Source organism: Enterobacter sp. SES19 (genome assembly GCF_011765665.1).
Lineage (GTDB): Bacteria > Pseudomonadota > Gammaproteobacteria > Enterobacterales > Enterobacteriaceae > Enterobacter > Enterobacter pseudoroggenkampii.
This window is the reverse complement of the sequence record NZ_CP050320.1, coordinates 2,450,127-2,472,084: the sequence shown is the minus strand read 5'-3', so window position 1 is coordinate 2,472,084 and position 21,958 is coordinate 2,450,127. Positions and strand designations below refer to the sequence as shown.

Genomic DNA, 21,958 nt, shown 5'->3' with positions numbered 1-21,958 from the left:
TCGTTGTGAGAAAAACAAAACGCGTCACCATTAAAGACATCGCGGAGCTGGCGGGTGTGTCAAAAGCCACCGCCAGCCTGGTCCTGAACGGGCGCAGCAAAGAGCTACGCGTGGCGGAAGAGACGCGCGAGCGCGTGCTGGCGATTGCAAAAGAGCACCACTATCAGCCCAGCATTCACGCCCGGTCGCTGCGGGATAACCGCAGCCACACCATTGGTCTGGTGGTCCCGGAGATCACCAACTACGGTTTTGCCGTTTTTTCTCATGAGCTGGAAACGCTGTGCCGCGAGGCGGGCGTTCAGCTGCTGATCTCCTGCAGCGATGAAAACCCGGGGCAGGAGACGGTGGTGGTGAACAACATGGTGGCGCGTCAGGTGGACGGGCTGATTGTAGCCTCCAGCATGCTTAATGATGCGGACTACCACAAGCTGAGCGAGCAGCTGCCCGTTGTCCTGTTTGACCGCCACATCAACGACAGCGCGCTGCCGCTGGTGATCACCGATTCGATTACCCCGACGACCGAACTGGTGGCGGACATTGCGCGCCAGCATCCTGATGAGTTCTACTTTCTCGGCGGCCAGCCCCGCCTGTCGCCCACGCGCGACCGTCTGGAAGGGTTTAAGCAAGGGCTGCGTGAGGCCGGTGTGGAACTGCGCCCCGAGTGGATCATTCACGGCAACTATCACCCGAGCTCCGGGTACGAGATGTTTGCTGAACTCTGCGCACGCCTGGGGCGTCCGCCGAAAGCGCTCTTCGCCGCCGCCTGCGGGCTGCTGGAAGGGGTGCTGCGCTATATGGGCCAGCATAACCTGCTGCAGAGCGATATCAGGTTAGCCAGTTTTGACGATCACTATCTCTACGATTCGCTGACGATCCCGGTGGATACCATCCGCCAGGATAATCGCCAGCTGGCGTGGCACTGCTTTGATTTGATTAGCAAATTGATCGAGGGGGAGACCCCGGAACCGTTGCAACGCAAGCTGTCTGCCACCCTGCAGCGGCGCTATAAGTGAGCAATATAGCCCGGACCGATACATCAATAACTTTAATTAATTTAAGTTTTGGAAGCGCCGATAACCATAAGGAATAATTCTCCTTGAGGTATTGGTTTATGTCGTTGAAAAAGTCGTCCCTGATTGTCCTGTTCTCGCTGCTTTTCTTCTTTGTTGTCAGCACCGTCACCAGCGTTGGCCTCATCATTAAAAGTAATAATTCGCTGGATAACGTCAACAAAGAGATCCAGGTTGTGCTGTCCATTATTGACCCGATCAACCATAGCCGTACGCTGCGCGTGCGGGTGATGGAGTATGTGAAGATGGTGGAAGCGGGCAACGCGGCGGACGGCGCTGCAAAGCTTACCGCCGTGAAAGAGGCGCTGACCAAAGCGGACCACGCCTTTGCGGCCTTTATGGCGTCGCCGCGCCTGAGCGATGAAGCGCCGCTGGTCACTGCCTATCAGGACGCCTGGCAAAACTACCGCAACCAGGGGCTGGCGCCGCTGATCGATGCCGCCGAGGCGCACGATGTCGCCAAATTTAACGCGCTGATCCCGGAAGTCTCCCGCCTCGACCGCCAGTACGAGATCGTTCTCGACCAGGTCCTTTCCGTCCACCAGAAATACGCCAAAAGCCTGAACGAAGATGCGAGCAGTAACTTCGTCTCTGGCCTGGCGATCATTGCCGCTATCGCCAGCCTGTTTGTGGTGGTGATTGTCGCCGTCAGCCTGCTGATGAAGCGCTTTGTCTTTGCGCCGGTCAACCTGGCGCGCGAGCACTGCAGCCAGATTGCGGCAGGCAAGCTGGACATTCCGGTGCCGGTGAAGGGGAGTACAGGCAACGAAATCGACCACCTGATGGGCTCGATGGAGCAGATGCGTCAGGCGCTGCTGGCGACCATCGCCCAGGTGCGCGATGCGAGCCATACCGTAACGCACGCAGCCCAGGAGATTGCCTCCGGTAATATCGACCTGGCGTCACGCACCGAGCAGCAGGCTTCGGCGTTAACCCAGACGGCGGCCAGCATGGAAGAGCTGAGCGCGACGGTGGCGAACAATACCGATAACGTGTATCAGGCCGGTAAGCTGGTGCAGGACGCTGTGAAAAATGCCCACACCGGTGAAGCGGTGACCCGTGAAGTGATCGACACAATGAATACCATCGCGGCGAACTCGAAGCGCATTGAAGACATTACCAGCGTGATTAACAGCATCGCCTTCCAGACCAACATCCTGGCGCTGAACGCGGCGGTTGAAGCGGCGCGCGCCGGTACGCAGGGCCGCGGCTTTGCGGTCGTGGCCAGTGAAGTCCGCACCCTGGCGCAGAAAAGCGCGGTGGCGGCCAAGGACATCGAAAGCCTGATTGCCCAGTCGGTCTCCAGCGTGAAAAACGGTGCGGAGCTGGTGAGCCGCTCGGGCGAGGTGATTGACTCGATCATTTCATCGGTGAATAAAGTGAATACGCTGATGGAGCAGATCTCCGTCGCCTCCGAAGAGCAAAGCCGCGGGATCAGCCAGGTTGGGCAGGCGGTGACCGAGATGGACGGCGTGACGCAGCAGAACGCCGCGCTGGTGCAGCAGTCCGCCGCGGCAGCGGCCTCGCTGGAAGAGCAGGCGCAGCAGCTTTCACGGAGTATTTCGAGTTTTAGTTTGCCGGTGCAGGCTTGATGGTATGAAGGAGGCTCCTGGGGGAGCCTTTTTTGTATCTGGTGTAACCCTTTCTGTATAATTCAGGACGTCTCTACAGGCAGCACGAATCTACTAGTAATTATCGCCAGGGAAAATTATGTTAATTATTTTTAGTGGGCTACCCGGCAGTGGTAAAAGCACTATTGCAAAAATCGTTACTCAAAGGCTGGGGGCTGTTTATCTGCGGGTTGATACCGTTGAGCAGGCCATTCGGTCGGTCTCGGAACCTGGTCAAAAAATTGGACCGGAGGGATATTTTGCCATCTATGGTTTAGCAAGTGAGAATCTTAAGCTGGGCTCCACCGTTGTGACCGATTCCGTTAATGATATTAACCTTGTGCGAGATGCTTTCCGCAATATTGCTCTGTCGTTGAATGTCCCTTTCCTGGAAGTTGAAATTGTCTGCTCAGACGAAAAAGAACATCGTTATCGCGTAGAGAACAGAGTCTCTGATATCCCAGGGCTCATGCCTCCTGACTGGGAACAGGTAAAAAACCGTGAGTACGAACCCTGGGGGAGAGAACATCTCATATTGGACACAGCCGTTTTATCAGCGGCAGAGTGTGCAGATAAAATCCTGGAAATAAGGCATAAGATTGCGCTTAACTGGTCTTAAACGATGGACAAGCGCCTGCAATGGCTTAACTGCTTTGAGGATTCGCCTGAATTCAGCATAATTGGCTTCAGGAAATAAAAAGCTTCGTTTTTTACCGGCAACGTAAACCGCAGCGCAATCAGAAATCGGAACCGCGCATTGGAAGAATTAATTCTCAACATGAATTGAGGGGCAACATCGAAAATGGGAAAGCGCAAGAGTGCTCTTATTTATGTCCTGACCGTAATTATATTTTTGCTTATTATCCCTGAGATCATTCTGCGTGTATGCACGTCCGAGCAACTCGGCCGTATCAGCGACTTCACTAGTTTAGGTGGCTTGTTAAATCCACTATTATCCTTGCTCATCTTCCTGGCATTGTTTTCAATCATACTGGCCGTCATTGCTATCGCATTGGTTAAGCGAATTCTTCATAAGCAGTGATTTGCCTGCAAGCGACGCATAGCATCCGCCAGCCGTTACCGCTATGAGTGCAAATTCGGCAGCACAAAAAAATTTATATTCATCCCAGCAATATTTCCCTTCCTCATCCGTCTACCTCATCACAAGCCATAATCAGTTACTGTAAACGAGGTAAACACCATGAGAGATTTTGAACTGCACGGCAGAGGTCACGGACGCGGATTTGGTCGCCACCGTATGGGCAAGGGGTTAGTCATCGGCGCGGTGATTTTCATCGTGCTCGGCCTGCTGGTGATGACCCTGTGGAACGCCTTGCTCCCGGCCATCCTCGGCGTTAAGGCCATCGGATTCTGGCAGGCGCTGGGCATTCTGGTGCTGAGCCGCATTCTGTTCGGTGGGCTGGGGTTCCGCCCGGGGATGTTTGGCGCGCACCGCCGGATGCACGAACGCTGGATGAACATGACGCCCGAGCAGCGCGAGGCGTTTATTCAGCAGCGCCGCGAAGGGTTCGGTCGCCACGGCCGCGGCCACTGCGGCTGGCATGGTCATCGTGACGAAAAACGCGATGACGCCACGCCAAAAGCGCCGGACGCAGAGTGAGCGAGATGAAAGCCGGGGAGGCGGGCGGATCCATGCTGATGTCGGCGCTCAACGCCTGTCGCGCCCGGCTGAAAGCCTTCATTCGCGGGCGGACGTCCGTCCGCGATGATGCCGACGACATTTTGCAGGAAGTGACGTATCAGCTGATGAAAGTGGAGCAGCCGGTCGAAAACGTCGCCGCCTGGCTGTTCCGCGCGGCGCGTAACGAGATGACCGACCGGGCGCGTAAAAAGCGCGAGGTGTCGCTCTCCGGCTATTTTACGGGCGAAGATGACGACGGTTTTCCGGAAGACGAGCTGGCCGAAACCCTGTTCGGCGTACCGCACACGCCGGAGGAGGAGTACCTCAAGACGCTGCTATGGGAAGAGCTGGGGCAGGCGCTGTCTGAACTTCCTCCGCCGCAGCGGGAGGCGTTTGAAAAGACCGAGCTCCACGGCTACAGCATTAAAATGCTGGCAGAGGAGACCGGCGCCAGCGAACAGGCGCTGTTATCCCGCAAGCACAAGGCGGTGCTGTTTCTGCGCACGCGGCTGCGGGACGTCTATGACGCGCTGACGGGCGAATAGCGGCGACAGACAAAACCTTACACTTCCGGCACTTGTAGATTCATCACTATCGTTTATGATCGGGGCGTCTTGTCACTCTGGAATGTTATGCGCAACCGTCAGCTCCTCGGAAAATGGCTTTTGATTATCACCTGTCTCGCGATGGCGCTTTGCCTCGTGCAGCGTGCGGTGATGCTCAACCATTTTTTACAGGGACTGGATCCGCAGATTTCACTGAGTGCAGATGCCCCGGCTCAAACCAGCAGCACTGAACAACCCGGCCCGTCGCCGTGTCAGCTCGGCGCGCACTCGCTGCTTTGCGCCCAGCCGCTGTTCTTCGACGGTGCATTACCGGCCATTATTATCTTCTTCGCGCTGCTGCAGCTGTTGACGCAAGGGCGGGCATTGGCTCCCGTGGAACAGCCCGTTCAGGCGCCGCCTCCCCGAATACACCTTAAAAACTGCGTTTTCCGTGAATGAAAAACATCGTCATCACACGATAATTTTTCACTGTTCACGGAGTACAACATGGTTAACCTCTTCAGGGGATTCGTCTTCCTGTGGCTGTCCTGCATCGGCATTGTCCATGCGGCGGACACCGGCTGGCTGGTTTCCCCCCAAAACGATCACGCCCGCATCCGCTTTCAGGCGGAGAGGGAACAAACGCATGTTAAAGGCCTGCTCACCGTTGAGCTAAAGCCCGGCTGGAAAACCTACTGGAGATCGCCGGGCGAGGGCGGCGTCGCGCCGAAAATCAGCTGGCCGGAAGGCGTAACGGACAGCTGGTCCTGGCCGGTGCCGTCGCGCTTCGATATCTCCGGCATGACCACGCAGGGCTATCACGATAAGGTGACGATCCCGATTACGCTCGACGGAGCGAAGGGCGACACGCTCGACGGGACGCTGACGCTCTCTACCTGCAGCAACGTCTGTCTGCTGACGGACTACCCGCTGCATCTCAATTTTACCCAGCCGGTGGATGAGGGCTTCCACAGCGCCTTCGAGCAAGCGATGCGCGCCGTGCCGGACTCATCAGGCGTGTCGTCGGATCTTTCCGCCTGGCTCTCCGGCGACAAGCTGGTGATTACCGGCACCACGGAAGGGAAATGGGACAATCCAGGGATCTATTTTGACCCGCTGGAGGGCGATATTCTGCCCGGCGAGCCTGTCATTAAACACGACGGCAATACCCTTCGGGTGACGGTACCCGTGACCGACGAGTGGGGCGATAAACCTGCCTCGCTGGCAGGCAAAAGGCTGTCGTTTGTGCTGACCAACGGCGAACGGGCGCAGCAAACCACCATGACCGTTGGGACAACGCCCGAAGAGACCTCCGTGCCGGACGGGACGGGAAAAATGGTGCTCTTTGCGCTGCTGGGCGGGCTGATCCTGAACCTGATGCCCTGCGTGCTGCCGGTGATGGGCATGAAGCTTAACAGCATCCTGCTGGCGGGATCGGACAGCCGCGCCATCCGGCTGCGCTTTCTGGCCACCAGCGCCGGGATCCTCACCTCCTTTATGCTGCTGGCCGGGATGGTCACCGCGCTGAAGCTGGCCGGGGCGTCGCTGGGGTGGGGCATCCAGTTCCAGAACCCGTGGTTTATCGGCCTGATGGTCGCCGTGACCTTCCTGTTTGCGCTGAACCTGTTTGGGACGTTTGAAATGCTTCTCCCTTCTTCTGCCGCAGGACGGCTGGCGACGGCAGGGGGATCGGGGATCGGCGGCAGCTTCTGCGAAGGAATGTTCGCCACCCTGCTGGCGACGCCGTGCTCCGCGCCGTTCCTCGGTACCGCGGTCGCCTTTGCCCTTGGCGCGCCGCTGCACGCCCTGTGGCTGATCTTCCTGATGCTCGGCGTGGGCATGAGTCTGCCGTGGCTGTTCGTTGCCCTGGTACCGAAAACGGCCATGCTGCTGCCGAAACCCGGCCGCTGGATGAACACGCTCAAGGTCATCCTCGGCATGATGATGCTGGTCTCAAGCCTCTGGCTGGCGACGCTGTTGAGCGTGCATCTGGGCGAGGCGGTCAGCCAGATCGTGATGCTGGCGCTGACTGCCGCTGCGCTGGTGCTGTTCGCGCTGAAGGGGCAAAAATCTTCGCCGCTGTTCTGGCTGGTGGTCATCGCGCTGTCGGCGTTCGGCGGGTATCAGCTGCGCGGTCTACTTAACGCGCCGCCTGACGCACCGGCACAAAACGTTGCGCAAACCATCCCGTGGCAGCCGCTCAGTGAAGAGGCCATTGAGCAGGCGCTGGCGCAGGGGAAACGGGTGTTTGTAGATATCTCGGCGGACTGGTGCGTGACGTGTAAGGTGAACGAGCACCGCGTACTCGGTCAGCCGGACGTTATTGCCGCGCTGCGCCAGCCGGACGTGGTGGCCCTGCGCGGAGACTGGAGCCAGCCGTCCGCATTTATCGCGGATTTTCTGGTGAAGCGAAACCGTTACGCCATTCCGTTTAACGCGGTGTATGGCCCCGGCCTGCCTGAAGGGGAAATCCTCTCGCCGCTGCTGGACAAGCGCACCCTGGTCACCACCCTGAACAATGCAAAAGGCTAACGGTATGATGAATAAACTCTTTATTACGCTTCTGCTCCTGCTTGCCCCGCTTCAGGCGTTTGCTGCCCAGCCGCTGACGCCGGACCAGGAGCAGCGCGCGCAGAAGATGATCGCTGACTTCCTGTTTAACGATCCGAACTCCCCGCGCATCGGCGCGAAAAACCCAAAGCTCACCCTGGTGGTGTTTACCTACTACAACTGCCCGTACTGTAAAAAATTCGATCCGTACCTGGAGAAGATTGTCGAAAAACACCCGGACGTGGCGGTGGTCTTTAAGTTTTTACCTTTCCGCTCGGAAAGTTCGCTGACCGCCGCGCGAGACGCCTTAACGCTCTGGCGAAAAGATCCCGGGCAGTTTATGAAGCTGAACCACACTCTGATGGCGAAAAAGGGGTACCACGATGACGCCAGCATTCAGGAGGCGCAGAGGCGGGCGGGCGTGAGCGTGACGACGCCGGACGAGGAGAGTTTTCTGACGATCAGGCGCAGCCTCATTGTGGCGGAAAAAATGGGGATCCAGGGCACGCCCGCCACGCTTATTGGCGAGGGGCTGCTGCCCGGCTGGGTGCCGTACGAACAGTTCGACGAAATGGTCAGTGAAGCACTGAAAAACCGCTAACCTGAAGGGGGCGTGATGCCCCCGACAAACCGGAGAGGGAAATGAAAAAATTACTGTTACTTTCAGCGCTGGCGGCGTCAGGGCTGGTACAGGCGGCTGAAGCCATACCGGATGTGGTGAAGCACTTCAGCGAGCAGCAGAACATCAAAATCATCAAGAAGCTGGATGCGCCTGGCGGCGTACCGGCATGGCTGGGGCAGTATCAGGATATGGGCGTGACGCTTTTTCTTACGCCGGACGGCAAGCACGTGATCTCGGGATATCTTTATGATGACAAAGGGAAGAACCTCAGCGAAGGCTATTTCCAGAAAGAGATCTACGCCCCGATGGGCCGCGAGATGTGGAAGAACCTCAACGCGGCGCATCCCCTGAAGGAAGGGGCGGATAACGCCCCGCGTAAAGTCTTTGTTTTCGCCGATCCGTTCTGTCCGTACTGCAAGCAGTTCTGGGCCGAAGCACAGCCGTGGGTGAAGGCGGGCAAGGTACAGCTCAACACGCTGCTGGTGGCGTTTCTCAACCCCAACAGCGGACGTAACGCCTCGGCGATTCTGAATGCGAAAGATCCGGTTGCGGCCTGGCGCGAATATGAGCTCTCCGGCGGCAAAAAACTGCCCAAGCCTGAAGGCGAGGCTTCCCGCGAAACGGTTGAGATCCTACAGAAACATCAGGCGCTGATGGACAGCCTGGGCGCTAACGCCACGCCGGCCATTTACTATCTGAATGCGGAAAATGAGCTGCAGCAGGTGGTGGGAATGCCGGATGCGCAGCAGCTCGAGGCGATGTTCGGGCCGAAGCCGTAAAAAAATACAGGCAGAAACGGGCGTTTCTGCCTGGTAATCACTTAGCTACCCCAGCGTCCACGGAGGTAGTTTACCGCCTGCTGGGTCTGCGGCTGGTTCAGGTAATCTTCCCGGAAAAGGATGGTGCCGTTGACGTTGGGCAGCGAATCGTTGAGATCGAGCTGCTTTTTCAACTCCGGCACGCCGCCCTGAACCGTCCAGTCCGGCTCGTTTCTCGACGGTTCGCCCACCTTGTAGAACGCAATGCCGATATACAGGCGCGTGTGGGTCGGCTTCACGACGTCGGCCCACCATCTGGTCAGCACGTCGTAGCGCGCGGCATCCCGGGAGAAGGGCCAGTAAATCTGCGGCGCGATGTAGTCCAGCAGGCCCTGCTGCACCCACTGACGGGTATCGGCGAAGGATTCATCATAGGCCGCGGCGCCCCGTGTGTCGGAGCCTGCCGGGTCAAAGGAGCGGTTACGCCATACCCCCGCCGGGCTGACGCCAAACTCAACGTCGGGCTTTGTCTGCTTGATTGCGCGGGAGACCTGGACGATCAGCTGCTGCGTATTGTGCCTTCGCCAGTCGGCTTTTGAGGCAAAACCCTGGCCGTACTGCCGCCAGGTCTGCGAATCATTCAGCGCGGAGCCCGGCGATTCGGCATAGAAGTAATCATCAAACTGCACGCCGTCTACGGGGTAGTTCGCCACCACTTCGGTCACCACTTTGGTTATCCAGTCCCGCACCTCGGGAATGCCCGGGTCGAGCACAAAGCGGTCGCCTGAGATGCGCACCCACTCCGGATGCTGAACATAGACGCTGGACGGGGTCTGATAGGCGGTCCGGTTTAGCGCGGCGATGGTGGACGGCTTCGTGTTGGTCGACACGCGATAGGGGTTGAACCAGGCATGGACCTTCATGCCGCGCTTGTGCGCTTCATCGAGCATAAACTGCAGCGGGTCGTATCCCGGATATTCGCCGACGTTGCCCGTCAGCATATCCGACCACGGGAGAATCTTTGATGACCAGAGAGCCGTGCTGTCCGGCTTCACCTGGAAAAAGACCGTGTTAATGCCGAGATGCTTAAGGTTGTCGAGCTTTGCGATCAGCGCCTGCTTTTGCATCGCGATGCGCTGGTCCGCGCTGCGGCCATTCACCGACGCGACCGGCGGCCAGTCGAGACGCGAGACGGTCGCCAGCCAGATGCCGCGCATCGGCTCGTTTGCCTGTGGCGTCGGTTTGCTGACGGTGGGGAGAGGGGTAACCAGCGATTTCGGTGGTTTTGAGGAGCAGCTCACAAGTAAAAGCGCGCAGGCAGCCAGCGCACCGATCCGTTTTACGTGTCGCGTCATTTGCGTATTAGCTCTTGATAATCCGACTGTTGGCCCAGGGATTAAAGGCGGGCGCCGCCTGCTCTGTATTTCCCTCATCGTTGAGAGAGTCCAGATACAGGGCTTCCACTTCCGCGCGCGCCCACGGGGTGCGGCGCAGAAATTTCAGGCTCGATTTAACGCTGGGGTCTTTTCTGAAACAGTTAATTTTGATGCGGTCGCCCAACTCGCTCCAGCCATATTTCGCCACCAGAGCGTTGATCATCATCTCCAGCGTTACGCCATGCAAAGGATCTTTGGAAATATGTGCAGTCATAGGCGTCCGGATGTCTCGATTTTTAGGGGATTGGGGTAAACGCTGAAAGGGTACAAGAAAGCAGGGGAAGCGGCAATTTTCCTTTTCCCCTCGCTCACTTTATGACGGACTCCGTGCGCTGATTTTCGCCGACAATTTTTCCCGCACTGTTTTTTATCGTAAACCGAATCGACACGTCATCCTGGCCCGCGGGCGTGGTCGTCAGCGTTTTAATCATCGTTCCCGAGTCTGCTGCGATCGTCATCGTCGTCGTGCCTTTTGCCAGCATCTTATCGCGCTGGGTGATGTGCCAGGTCAGACGGCATTCGCGGCACGGTTTCCAGGTGTCGTTGATGGCCCACAGACGCACGGTCGCCGCCGTGCCGGATTTCCACTGCGCAGTGACCGGTTCAATGGACGGCAGAACAGGCTGGTACGCACGTTGTAGCGCGTAAAACCCGGCTTTAGGTTTACGCAGGTAGTCCACCACGCCCCAGTTGATGGAGGGCCAGGTCTCCACAAACATGAAGTGGAACAGGGCCGTCACCGGCTGGTAGCGCTGTCGGCGATAACTCTCGGCCGCCGTGGCCACCAGCCGCGCCTGATACGCCTGGGTATTGCGGATCATCTCTTGAATATTCTTCCCGCGCGGAATACCGGCAAACTTAAAGGTCTGGAAGGGTTGAAAATTATGGTATTTCCAGACGGTCCAGCCGGGATCGTCAGCGGCGGTCGTTTTTGGCCAGAGCGACGCCGCCGGGATGATGGTTTTTAGCGTCGATAAGCGGGGAAGCGCCTGCGCGCCAAACTCGGTGATGATCCCCGTTTTGGCCGGCGTCAGCAGGTCGCTCACGGTGCCGAAGTACCAGCCCGCCCAGTAATGCTCCTCAACGGCGGAAAAGCGATGCACGATGCGGGAAGTATCTTCGGCGAGCGTGTCCGCCACCCGCTGCGTGAGCTCGCGATTCAGATCTTTATTCCAGTCCGGGAAGCGTTTTTCCATCCACGGCGAATTCCAGGGCGGTTCGTTATGCCCGCCCCAGACGATGATGGCGGGGGAATTGCCAAACTGTTCGATCATCTCCCGCGTCTGGCGAACCGCGTTTTTCGTAAAGGCGTCACGGCTGTCGTAGCCCCACTGCAGCGGGACGTCCTGCCAGATCATCATCCCCATCTCATCGGCAACGTCATACAGCGCGCGCCCGGCAACGTGTCCGTGCACGCGTATGGCGTTAGCGTTCATGGTCTCCACCAGACGAAGATCGCGACGGTATTTTTCTCGCGTCATGGTGCTGAGCCAGGGGGAACCGATGTAATTGCTGCCCTTAATAAAAAGGCGTCTGTCGTTAATGAGCCAGCCTTTATTGTCGGGCTGCTCAACGATTTTGCGCAGGCCGGTGCGGGTCACCGCAGTATCCATCAGGCCGTTTTCATCGCGCAATGCCACGCGAATGGTATACAGGTGCGGTTTCCCCGTACCGACCGGCCACCACAGTTTTGCCTTCGGCATGGGTAGCGTCACCTGCACGGAATGGGCGCCGCTTTCGAGGGTAACCGGAAAGACAGCCTGATAGCGCTTGCCGCTGAAATTGGCGGGCGTGGCGGTGAGCCGCACGGTCGCCGGGCCCTGACCGAGCGCGCGATAGCGTATCTCCGCCTTTAGCGCCGGGCGAGTCAGCCCCTGCGTCCAGTCGGGCCGCAGGATGGTCTCATCAAGGGTAGCGCCCCGGCTAAGATGCAGCCTGACCGGTGCCCAGATGCCGCCTGAGTTAGCGTCCTGTCCTTGCGGCGACCAGGCCCCACCGGGACGCGTGTCATGCTGGTTAAGGATCCCCTTCATGAGCGTTTTATGCAGCGGCCAGACATTAGTGGGATCTTCGTAAGGGCTGTCGACCCTGACCACGAGCTGGTTGTGACGTTGTAACGCGGAACGGGCATCCAGCGAAAAGCGCTGAAAATAGCCCTCATGCTTGCCCAGCGGCTGGTCGTTTAGCGTCACCTCTGCTAGATAATCGACGCCGTCAAACACCAGGGTACTCATCACGTCGGGGGGCTGCACGGGCAGGGAAAACGCGTGCTTGTACCACAGCGCGCCCTGGTGATCGTACCCGGCGCTGTACCAGTTGGCAGGAACCTGAAGCGGGCGCCAGCCTGATGCAGCAGGATGCGCACTGTCATTGGCGTCCTGAACCTGCCATTCTCCAGCCAGAGACCAGCTGACCGGCGCAGAGTTCGCCACCGTGTGGGGGGCCAACAGGGCAAAAAGCAGCGCGCAGTTGCGAGTCATCATGCGTTTACCCCGCGCGCGGTGAGCCATGCCGTCAGGCGCCGTGATTCCTGGCGAAGGTTTTCATTCAGGGCCGCAAGCTGTTGCCCATCCAGCGCATGCGCGTCGCTTTCCAGCACCTGTAGCTGCTGTGCGAGCGTGCTGAAGTCCAGGGTGACGGCTTCTCCCCGCAGCTTGTGGGCCGCGCGGCGCAGCGCGTCGCGGTCGTCGCTGTCGATAGCCCGGGTGATGGCCTTCATGGCCTCCTCCAGCCCTTCGCCAAACAGGGCCAGCAGCTCCTGTACCAGGTCAGGGTCGTCAGCACACTGCTTCAGCAGGCGAGCTTCATCCGGAAGACCGGAGGAATCTTCGTGGCGCTGAAGCACGCGAGCAATCTCTTCAGCGAGACGCTCCTGGCTGATGGGTTTGGCAATGTAGCCGTCGAAACCCATGTTAAGACAGCGCTCTTTGTCCCCCTGCATGGCGTGTGCGGTCATGGCGACGGTGGGCTGAGCCGGGCCAGGCCGGGACCGTTCTTCTTCACGCAGCAGGCGAATGGCGGTCTCACCGTCCATCTCTGGCATCTGAAGGTCGATCAGCAGAACGTCCCACGCGCCCGCGCGCCAGCGTTCCAGCAGCGAGACGCCATTATCGACGATCTGACAGGTGTGCCCGAGCCGCTCAAGCAGGCGAGCGGCGACCTTCTGGTTAACCAGATTATCTTCTGCCAGCAGGATCCGCAGTCCCGTAGCCCCTGGCGAGGCGACAGGCGCGGGCGTGCTTTCACCCACGGGTGCCGGCGAACGTTCAAACGCGGCGGCAATCGCCTGATGTAATTCATCCTGGGCGATAGGCTTATGCAGATAGTTCTTGATCCCGATCCGCTTCAGCATATTGATATCAAAATGTCGGCTCATGGAGCTCAGCATGATGATATGGCTCTCAGCAACCTGCGGCAGAACTGAAAGTTCAAGGGCCAGAGACACGCCGTCCATATCCGGCATCTGTGCGTCCAGCAGGATCAGCGGCCATACTGTTCCAGCTTTAACCCGGGTGATGGCCTCGCTGGCGTTGTTGACGCAGGTGGGTTTCAGCCCCATCTGGCTGAGCATTGCTGCCAGCAGCCGCAGGTTGGTCTCGTTATCATCAACTACCAGCACGGGGTCACCGTTAAAGCGATGGCTATGTGGGCGCTCGCCAGGCGCCAGGGTCTGTGCCGCCAGCGGCAGGGAGAACGAAAATTCACTGCCTTTTCCCGGCTCGCTGGAGACCGTTAATTCGCCCCCCATCGCCGCAACCAGTCGCGCAGAGATGGTTAGACCGAGCCCCGTACCGCCATAACGGCGTGTGGTTGAGTTATCCGCCTGGCTGAAGGCTTCAAAAATAGCCTTCTGCTTATCTGCCGGTATGCCAATGCCGCTGTCGCGCACGCGAAAACGCCATCTGTCCGCGCTATCGTCGGGCTCAACAATCAGGATCACTTCTCCCTGATGGGTAAACTTCAGCGCGTTACCCAGCAGATTGGTCAGGATCTGGCGCAGACGCGCGCCGTCGACCAGCAGCACGTCGGGGACGCCGGGCGCAATATCAACCAGCAGCTCAATGCCTTTTTCGCTCGCCCCCGGCATGTGTGGGCGAATAAGCGACTGAATAAATGTGCGCACAGGGACGGGGTCCGCCTCCAGCTCCACTTTGCCGGCTTCAATTCGGGAAAAATCGAGAATGTCGTTGATGATATGCAGCAGAGACTGGGCAGAGCTCATCACCAGGGTCAGATAATCGCGCTGATCGGCACTGAGAGACGTATCCAGGCACAGCTGGGTCATGCCAATAATGCCGTTCATCGGGGTACGAATTTCATGGCTCATATTCGCCAGGAACGCGCTTTTTGCCTCATTGGCTTTTTGTGCCTCAAGGGCCGAGGCGAACGCCTGAATTTCAGCCTCTTTGCGCCGCGTAATATCCTGCAGCGTGCCAATAACGCGCTCGGCGTTTCCCTCAATGGAGAGCGTGACCACCTGGCCTGACAGCAGCATCCAGCGCAGTCCTTCGGTAGGATGATGTACGCGAATTTCACATTCAAAGACCGGACGGTGATCCTGCTTCGAAGCGTGCAGCGCCTTGCGCAGAGCTGCGCGATCGTTCTCGTGGACCTGATTCAGCAAAAACCGCACCGGATATCGCCACTGTGTGCGCGACTGGCCCAGCATGGCAAGCAGGGTGTCGTTCACCTGGAGCGTGTCACCGGAAACCTGCCAGTCCCAGATCCCGATATGAATGGATTCCGCCGTCAGCAGAAAGTCGTCATGCAGCTGGTGGCGCGCGCGCTGCGCTTCATCCAGCTCCGTAATATCGCTGTGCAGGCTGACAATACCGCCGTCCGAAAGCCGCTGATGCTGAACGAAGATCCGCCGCTGGCCTGCCTGCCGCACTTCGCAGTGTTTATCCTGTCGACAGTTGCGTACCACTGACTCCCGCAGCGTCTGACGCAGGCCGGGGTCGACGTTGTAAACGGCATCGATAAAGCGTTCCGCCAGCGCCTCAAGTGTCGTTCCCACCTTCAGCCACGGGGTTATGACCGGATAAAACAGGGCCACGTTGTGATTCCAGGCCTGAAGGCGTTCCTCGCGGTCATAAATCATGACGGCGGCCGGCAGTGCGTTAAGATCGTACGTGAACGAACTCATCGTGATCCTCCCTACGCGCGGTAGTGCAGTTCTGCCTGTCGGCGCAGGTATTCCAGCCCGGGCGCGATCGCCATGGCCCAGGCCGTCAGGATCTCATCGTCGCACTGCGGATCGCGCTCGCTCACCGCGTTCAACATCGCTTCGCGCCACAGGGCAAAGAATCGCGGTGGGAGGTGGAGGCCGTCGTCGCTTTGCTCCCGCGCCAGGCGCTCGAGAAAATCAGGCACGATTAATGCGCCGTCCACCGCAAGCATGGCGAAGAAACTCTTAAACAGGGTCTGCTGACCCTCCCGATCCGGCAGACGAGAAAAATGCGCTTCCGTTTCGGGTGACATATGGACGAAGGCGTCATAGAACGTCTGAAAAAACGCGGTTTTTTCATTATTCGGAAAGACGCGGTTCAGGCTGGATTCAAACAGATCGCGATAAAACTTCACGGCGTCCTCCTTATAGTGCTTTCGCCCGGCAGACAGTGGCCGACAGGCGTGTATTCCTCTGCCAGACGGCGTGAAAAATAGCTCTCTTTCTTCGACCGACGAACGTCAAACAGCGGCCCGGCGTTGTGTTTAAAGAAAAGGGCTTCCAGAACCGTGGCATTGGTTGAGAGGGTTAAGGCAGCGTTGGTATCACCCGTGGCTTCCTGACGGCCCTCGTACCAGCCTTTCTGCGGATCGTTAAGGTGTTTTGTAACCGTCATCAGCACGTCGGTGTACGGGGTGTCCCACAGGGCCCATAGGGTAAAGACTGCTTTGGTCGATACCTGCGCGAAACGGGTGTAGTCCCGGCCATCGTCGCCGACAGAGTTCCAGGCATAGCCATTTCCCCAGACGGTATCCTGAATATGCCAGGGCGCCTGAGAGAGCGAGAAATCCGCCCTGGCCGTCAGGATCTTATCTGTCTCCCAACGGGTCTTCTGGCTTAGCCAGACGTTTTCTGCCTGCTTGCGCAGACGTTTTTGCAGATCGGCCGCAACGCCTTCGGGCTCCCAGCCAAACTCCAGGCCCGGCAGCATATAGGGAAGGGTGGTAATCAGGGAGGGCTGCCACGTGGTGCGCGGATCCCGTGCATCCACGGCCAGCCGCCGTTGAGAGATGATGACGTGGTTCATCGGCGGCGTAAACGCTTTATGCGGGGAAAAACCCCATAGATGAAACGCCGTCGCGGCGTATTCGCTCTCGCCCAGACGTAGCTCTTCCCGGACCACCGGCTGGCCATTTTGCAGCGAAGATGACCACAGTTCGCCTTCACCGTCGATGACCGGGCAGAAATTCCAGCGCAGGATAATTTTATCGAGGTATTCACTGTACTGTGGCTCCCGCTCAGCGGTGAGGCGCAGGGCGAGCATCAGACGCGCCATGTCGCGCGCGGACCAGCCATTTTTGACGGGGTTGCCGCTAAAATCGATCGGCGCCGCCGTCTGGCTGGAATAGAGCCGGCCCGGCGTCCGGACCTCGGTCAGCGTCAGGCGGTTAAGGGTGCCCATTAGACGGGTTAAACGAGCGTCATACTGGGCGTCATCAATTAGCCCCAGCTCTTTTGCCGCCAGCAGGGCGATAAGCGTATCGCCCATTTGCCAGAGCGTGACGCGGGGCTGTTTGTCGCTCCCGTTGACCAGCCCCGTTTGCGGCTGGGTATTATTGACGAAATAGCGCCAGGCGGTTGCCGCCCATTTCTGTTCTTCCGGCGTCAGGGCAGAGATACGCGCGCTGGAGTGCCAGCCGCCGTTGATGAGCCAGCGCCAGCCTGCTCCCTGATGGCCAAACAGAGCAAAGATGATCGCGCCTGCGAGGAGTAATCCCGCGAGCCCTCTGGCTATGGTTTTAAGCATTGCGCAGTCACCGGTGGCAGTTTAACGGGCTCGTCCACGTTGCATGACGCGCACTGACAGGCCAGACAGGCGGGTTTGGTACGCTGCGTGACGCCGGTCCGGTCGCACCAGCTTTTTACGGCCGGCGTGCTGCTCAGGAACGGGCGACTGCGCAGCGCGTTGTTCTCTTCAAACTGATCGAGCAGCTTTTGATCCCACAGCGATGGGGCAAAATCCTTGCTCTTCGGGTTGTCGGTGTTGAAGGCCAGCAGTTTTCCCTCTTTTTTGAACAGCAGTGCCTCCAGCATGATGCCGTTATTGTTCGCGGTGAACTCCTTGATCGGCCCGTCACCGTTTTCATACAGCCCTTCGTAGTAGCCTTTTCCCTCTTCGTTGGCATTCTCAATGGTGTTCAGCAGGCGGTCGGTATAGGGGGAGTTCCACAGCACCCACATGCCCAGCGCCGCCTTAAGCGATATCGCGGCAGCGTTAGGGACGAACTGGCCTTTATCGGTAATGGTGTTCCAGTTGTACCCGTCGCTGAAGACGGTGTCATAGACGAAGTAAGGGGCTTTATCGAGCTGGTGCTCAGATCGCGCGGTGAGGACGCCGGTAATGGTATAGCGGTTCTCCTGAGCCTGATAAACGCGGTCAGCAAAGTTTTTCATCCACGTCAGGGAGTAGTCGCGCGGGGCGTTATCCCGGTCGGTCGGTTTATCAAAGCCGAACTCCAGCCCGTAGAGCAGGTAGGATTCCGTCACCACGTAGTTATGCTGCGACGTGTTGCGCGGGTCGCGTGTATCGTACGGGACCAGCACGCAGTAGATTTCGGCAAGCTCGTAAGGCTGCGGACGGCTGGCTTTACAGGTATTAAACCCCCACAGCTGGAAACCGGCCGCGCCGTACTCTTCATAGCCCAGCCGACCTTCCTGAACATATTTCGGCTGGCCGTTCTCCAGATAGGCGCCGTACAGCGTGCCGCAGGGGTCGATCGCGTGGCTGAAATCCCAGCCGAGCACCACGTTATCAATGCTGTTGCCGTACTCCGGATAACGCTCTTTGATGATTTTCAGCCAGACCAGCATTCGCCCGATATCCAGCGCCGAAAAGCCAATTTCACCGGGCTTGTTGGTGTAGTCCACTTTCTGGCCGCTGATGGTGTTATATGCCTTGTTGGGCAGCTCGTTGCGGAACAGTACCAGGGTGTTTAACGTGGCGAGGAATTTTAGCATCCGGCGGTCAAATTCCGCTTTATCAATGATCCCCAGCTCGCGCGCCGCCGTCAGGGCGGCCAGATAGGAGGCGCTGTCCCACATGGTGGTGGAGGGGTATTTGTTGACCGCATTCACCAGGCCCGTCGTGGGCTGATAGTTGGAGACGAAATACTGCCAGGCGTTTTTCGCGATGGTCATCTCTCGGGCGGTCAGCTCGCCGCTACGCGGGGAGTAACCTGATGCAGGAAGCTCGGTGTCCGCACGCACGGTCGATAAGGCCAGCCAGCAGATCGTTATTCCCGTGAGCAGGTGGAAAAGGATCGGGGATCGTGGCTTCATGGCGTTGCTCCTGCTGAGGGGGAAGTGGAGAGGCAGGCCAGACAGAGCATCTGGCCATGCGCGATGTAAGACAGACTTTCCAGCACAATGGCATTGGTATCGGCGTCTACGACGGCATTGACGCTGTTGTTGAGATTTAACCCGCGCTGCCAGCCTTTACCCGGCACCTGAAGCGGCAGAACCTGCTGGCGCAGCGCTTCGCTCCAGCTGTTGCGGAACAGGGCGTACCAGGCAAACGCGGTGCGTGTGGAGGTAATCGCCACCTTCTCCGGCACTTCGTCGCGCAGGTTGCGCGCCTGAACCGGCTGCCTGTTAGGCAGATCGTTAACATAATCCGGCGCCGGTTCGGCATAATCCGTGCTGACCGGCGGTTTTGGGGTGCGCAGGCTATGACGCCGCTGTTGGATCTGCATAATCCGCCACGCGATTTCAGCGCTCTGCGCGTCAAAGCCCAGTTCAAGGCCGGTTAAAAGATAGGGGAGACTGATCAGGGAGGTTTGCTTGCCCCAGGGCGTGCGTAGCCCTTCATCCGGCACCATCACGCCGTCCAGATCGATCATCTTTTGCCCTTCAGGGGGATTGGTCACCGCGAGGCCTGCCGCGCTGTCAATTAAGCGCAGCGTATGGCTGGCATAGAGCCTATAGCCAAAGCTGTCCCGCTGTTCGTCATCGGTCAGCGTCCAGTGGTGGAGCGGCACCGCAGCCTGGCTTTGGGTGTTATTTTCAATCAGCGCCGCGGTGCGCCACACGCTCAACAAATCGCGGATGGCCGCCGCGTGCTGCGGATAGCGCCACAGCAGGGTCTGTAATGCCGTCAGCAGCCGGCTCAGACCGATTGCGGAGACGTCAGGTTTGCCCAGAATCTTGAGTGTGTCCGCATGGTAATACGCAGCAGGGAGGCCTCGCTCGTTGAGCGGCAGCTGCCCCAGCGTAAACAGGGCCGTGCTGACCCTTTCGTCAAACTCATCGGTGGAAATGATGTTGAGCTGCTGTGCGGCGGCAGTCGCAAACAGATAGCTCCCCACGCTCCATAGGCTCAGCCACGGTTCACCGTCGCTAGCGTTCGCCAGGCCGTTTGGCTGGGTATTATTCACGTAGTATTGCCAGGCGACCCGCGCCCAGATGGCTTCGTCATAGGTCAGCGCCCGTTTCGCAGGCAGCGGTGGGAAGTCTTTACTGAGCGCGATGCCGCCGCTGCTTTCCACAAGCGTGGGCATCTGTTTCTCCACCCAGACCACAATGGCAAAGCCGAGCAGGAACCCGAGCAAAATGGTGAGGTAGCTGCGAGCGGGCAGCAGGGCATCGCGTATCCTCATTGGGTGACCTCGTCCTCTTCAGCGGGCGTCCACATGGCCGCGAAAATTAGCGGCAGCATGGCGGCGATGTTCACCCCTCCCCAGAAAATATTGATGACGTAGCCGGAGGGGTCGTCCACCTGTCCACGCGCCACCTGGATACCGCCCCAGACGAGTCCTGTCAGGGTCAGCACCACGATGGCTATCTGCGGCTTCACCAGGTAGAGAAAGCGGCCCGTCTGCCGCTCTTTTGGCGTAACGTGAAATTTGATCTGCTCGCCCCGCAGCACCGTATTGAGCGCGCGCAGGTTCATGGAAAAGAAGGAGAGGTAGGAGGCCCTGCCGTCCCAGGCCGAAATCCCCCATGTTCCGAACATAAAGGCCAGTTCAGAGAAAATAAAAAACGGGAGAAAGTGGAGATAAAACGGCGTCGACCAGGCGGATACCGGCGGAATGCCGGTGAACAGATAAATTATGGGTGAAATCAAAAACACCGTGTTCCACACGCAGGCCATGTACGACCAGAAGGTGGTGGCATACATCAGCGTCTGGGGTAGGGAAAGCCTGAAGCGGCGACGGCTGAAGATGTTGTCATGGAACAAAATATCCAGCGAGCCGGCGGCGTACTTAAAGCGCTGGATCATCCAGGTCAGCATATCCTGCGGAGAGAGCATCTTCGACTCCACCCGCGGGTGCATAACCGAGCGCCAGCGTCGCGCGGCGTCACCGTGCAGCAGCACCGAGGTGTAAATATCTTCCGAGACGTGGAATTTGTAGGGCGTTAGCTCAGTGTCAAACGCTACGTGCGGGCGCATTGCCTCCTGCAGCGCTTCCCGCGTTTCGTCATCGCGAATATCGCGCGTATGGCGATGGATCTCCTCTTCGACGGACCAGACATAGCTGCGCAGCGCGGCCTGCATGACCGCTTCGCGACGGTGGATGGAGGCCGCGCCGCAGCAGAAAGCCGCGTTCGCCCAGTTTCGCCGCCGCAGGATCACGTCATAGAACATGCGTGGATCGTTAAAAAACGGGTCGCGGCCTATCGTGACCGGGCCAACACACTTTTGAATAAGCCAGCCCAGACCGTAGCCCACTTTTCCCGCTTTCCGCTGGCCCCAGCGTGACAAATTTTCACCTTCCGGAAGATCGAAGAACCACTGCGGCGTCTGCACCCAGGCCACGTCCGGATCGCGGAAATAGCCCAGCGTATGGCTGAGCAGGGTGGGAAATACCCGCGTGTCGGCGTCGCAGATGACAATAAAATCGCCGTCAGTTTGCTCAAGGCCATTACGCAGATTACCGGCCTTAAAACCGATGTTGGTCTGTCGACTGATGTAATTGACGCCTTCCTCATCACAAACGGCTTTCATCTCCGGGCGACGGCCGTCATCAAGCACGTGGATCCGGTAGTCAAGCGGGAACGGGTACGCCATCTTAAGGGCGTCGCGAATGGATAGCCTGACCAGTTCGGTATCTTCCGAGTAGGTGGCAATGAACAGATCCACTTTTACAGGACGAGGTTCTACGGCCTCTTCTGGCGACAGGCATTCGTTAATTTCGCCAGGCGGCGGGCACTGGGGAGGATCCTGTTCTTTCCATAAATTGATGGTAAACAGCACGGTGCCGATCCACGCCAGCGTTTCGGCGAGAACCAGCGGTATGGCGTACCATAACGCGTCCGTATTCAGGGAGGAGGTCCAGCGCCAGTAAATATAATTGGCGCCCAGAATAAGCGCCGCGACCGCTAACACCTGCCAGGTCATCATTACCCAACGCGGTGTTGTTAACGGCTCCGGAGGACGACGATGTTCAAAACGGGAAAAATAAAAATCCATAGTTCCGGCGTTCCTGATTCCGTGAAAATGCAGACCCATTCTGCTGCGCAGACAGTTGCCCAAAAGAGAAAGAAAATAGCGATTAAACA

General features: G+C 58.4%; 18 protein-coding genes. 9 read left to right on the top strand and 9 right to left on the bottom strand.

The window, feature by feature from the left end; genetic code table 11:
• Window positions 1-5 precede the first annotated feature (5 nt).
• From GXP72_RS11740 to dsbG, 9 genes are all read left to right on the top strand, one after another.
• Window positions 6-1,013, top strand: a complete 1,008-nt coding sequence (locus GXP72_RS11740) for a LacI family DNA-binding transcriptional regulator (RefSeq protein WP_048992344.1) — start codon at window positions 6-8, stop codon at window positions 1,011-1,013.
• Window positions 1,014-1,111: 98 nt separating this feature from the next.
• Window positions 1,112-2,662: a methyl-accepting chemotaxis protein gene (locus tag GXP72_RS11735; protein WP_024909531.1), complete on the top strand. Its 1,551-nt coding sequence runs from the start codon at window positions 1,112-1,114 to the stop codon at window positions 2,660-2,662.
• A gap of 118 nt (window positions 2,663-2,780) precedes the next feature.
• Entirely contained in the window at window positions 2,781-3,299 is a 519-nt protein-coding gene (locus tag GXP72_RS11730) for an AAA family ATPase (protein ID WP_061715086.1), read from the top strand.
• A 582-nt stretch (window positions 3,300-3,881) separates the two neighbouring features.
• Window positions 3,882-4,301 carry a hypothetical protein gene (locus tag GXP72_RS11725; RefSeq protein WP_061715087.1) on the top strand — a complete coding sequence of 140 codons (420 nt, stop codon included), beginning with the start codon at window positions 3,882-3,884 and terminating at the stop codon, window positions 4,299-4,301.
• A 5-nt stretch (window positions 4,302-4,306) separates the two neighbouring features.
• Entirely contained in the window at window positions 4,307-4,867 is a 561-nt protein-coding gene (locus GXP72_RS11720) for an RNA polymerase sigma factor (RefSeq protein ID WP_023327516.1), read from the top strand.
• Window positions 4,868-4,954: 87 nt separating this feature from the next.
• Window positions 4,955-5,326, top strand: a complete 372-nt coding sequence (locus GXP72_RS11715; RefSeq protein ID WP_048992352.1) for a hypothetical protein — start codon at window positions 4,955-4,957, stop codon at window positions 5,324-5,326.
• 48 nt (window positions 5,327-5,374) lie between these two features.
• A complete protein-coding gene (locus tag GXP72_RS11710) occupies window positions 5,375-7,399 on the top strand; it encodes a protein-disulfide reductase DsbD domain-containing protein (protein ID WP_208762897.1) in 2,025 nt (674 codons plus the stop codon).
• Window positions 7,400-7,406: 7 nt separating this feature from the next.
• The gene (locus tag GXP72_RS11705; protein ID WP_208763916.1) at window positions 7,407-8,018 is read left to right on the top strand and encodes a DsbA family protein; all 612 of its coding nucleotides are present in this window, start codon (window positions 7,407-7,409) and stop codon (window positions 8,016-8,018) included.
• 41 nt (window positions 8,019-8,059) lie between these two features.
• A complete protein-coding gene (dsbG, locus tag GXP72_RS11700) occupies window positions 8,060-8,818 on the top strand; it encodes a thiol:disulfide interchange protein DsbG (RefSeq protein WP_048992356.1) in 759 nt (252 codons plus the stop codon).
• A 41-nt stretch (window positions 8,819-8,859) separates the two neighbouring features.
• On the opposite strand, the gene GXP72_RS11695 is transcribed toward dsbG, so the two are convergent.
• The 9 genes from GXP72_RS11695 to GXP72_RS11655 all read right to left on the bottom strand — a co-directional run bounded on the left by GXP72_RS11695 (window position 8,860) and on the right by GXP72_RS11655 (window position 21,869).
• Window positions 8,860-10,152, bottom strand: a complete 1,293-nt coding sequence (locus tag GXP72_RS11695; protein WP_208762896.1) for a glycoside hydrolase family 10 protein — start codon at window positions 10,150-10,152, stop codon at window positions 8,860-8,862.
• Between the two features lie 7 nt (window positions 10,153-10,159).
• Window positions 10,160-10,447, bottom strand: a complete 288-nt coding sequence (locus tag GXP72_RS11690; protein ID WP_024909521.1) for a VF530 family protein — start codon at window positions 10,445-10,447, stop codon at window positions 10,160-10,162.
• A gap of 94 nt (window positions 10,448-10,541) precedes the next feature.
• A complete protein-coding gene (locus tag GXP72_RS11685; RefSeq protein ID WP_208762895.1) occupies window positions 10,542-12,716 on the bottom strand; it encodes a glycoside hydrolase family 2 TIM barrel-domain containing protein in 2,175 nt (724 codons plus the stop codon).
• Complete coding sequence (locus GXP72_RS11680) at window positions 12,713-15,379, bottom strand: PAS domain-containing hybrid sensor histidine kinase/response regulator (protein ID WP_208762894.1); 2,667 nt, start codon at window positions 15,377-15,379, stop codon at window positions 12,713-12,715. The genes GXP72_RS11685 and GXP72_RS11680 overlap by 4 nt, the downstream gene beginning before the upstream one ends.
• Window positions 15,380-15,390: 11 nt before the next feature.
• Window positions 15,391-15,816 carry a globin gene (locus GXP72_RS11675; RefSeq protein WP_024909518.1) on the bottom strand — a complete coding sequence of 142 codons (426 nt, stop codon included), beginning with the start codon at window positions 15,814-15,816 and terminating at the stop codon, window positions 15,391-15,393.
• Complete coding sequence (locus tag GXP72_RS11670; protein WP_208762893.1) at window positions 15,813-17,207, bottom strand: DUF3131 domain-containing protein; 1,395 nt, start codon at window positions 17,205-17,207, stop codon at window positions 15,813-15,815. The genes GXP72_RS11675 and GXP72_RS11670 overlap by 4 nt, the downstream gene beginning before the upstream one ends.
• The gene (locus tag GXP72_RS11665; protein WP_090416880.1) at window positions 17,192-18,739 is read right to left on the bottom strand and encodes a DUF3131 domain-containing protein; all 1,548 of its coding nucleotides are present in this window, start codon (window positions 18,737-18,739) and stop codon (window positions 17,192-17,194) included. Before GXP72_RS11665 ends, GXP72_RS11670 begins: the two co-directional genes overlap by 16 nt.
• Window positions 18,736-20,055, bottom strand: a complete 1,320-nt coding sequence (locus tag GXP72_RS11660; RefSeq protein ID WP_208762892.1) for a DUF3131 domain-containing protein — start codon at window positions 20,053-20,055, stop codon at window positions 18,736-18,738. Before GXP72_RS11660 ends, GXP72_RS11665 begins: the two co-directional genes overlap by 4 nt.
• Entirely contained in the window at window positions 20,052-21,869 is a 1,818-nt protein-coding gene (locus GXP72_RS11655) for a cellulose synthase catalytic subunit (RefSeq protein WP_032647318.1), read from the bottom strand. Before GXP72_RS11655 ends, GXP72_RS11660 begins: the two co-directional genes overlap by 4 nt.
• Between the last annotated feature and the right edge of the window lie 89 nt (window positions 21,870-21,958).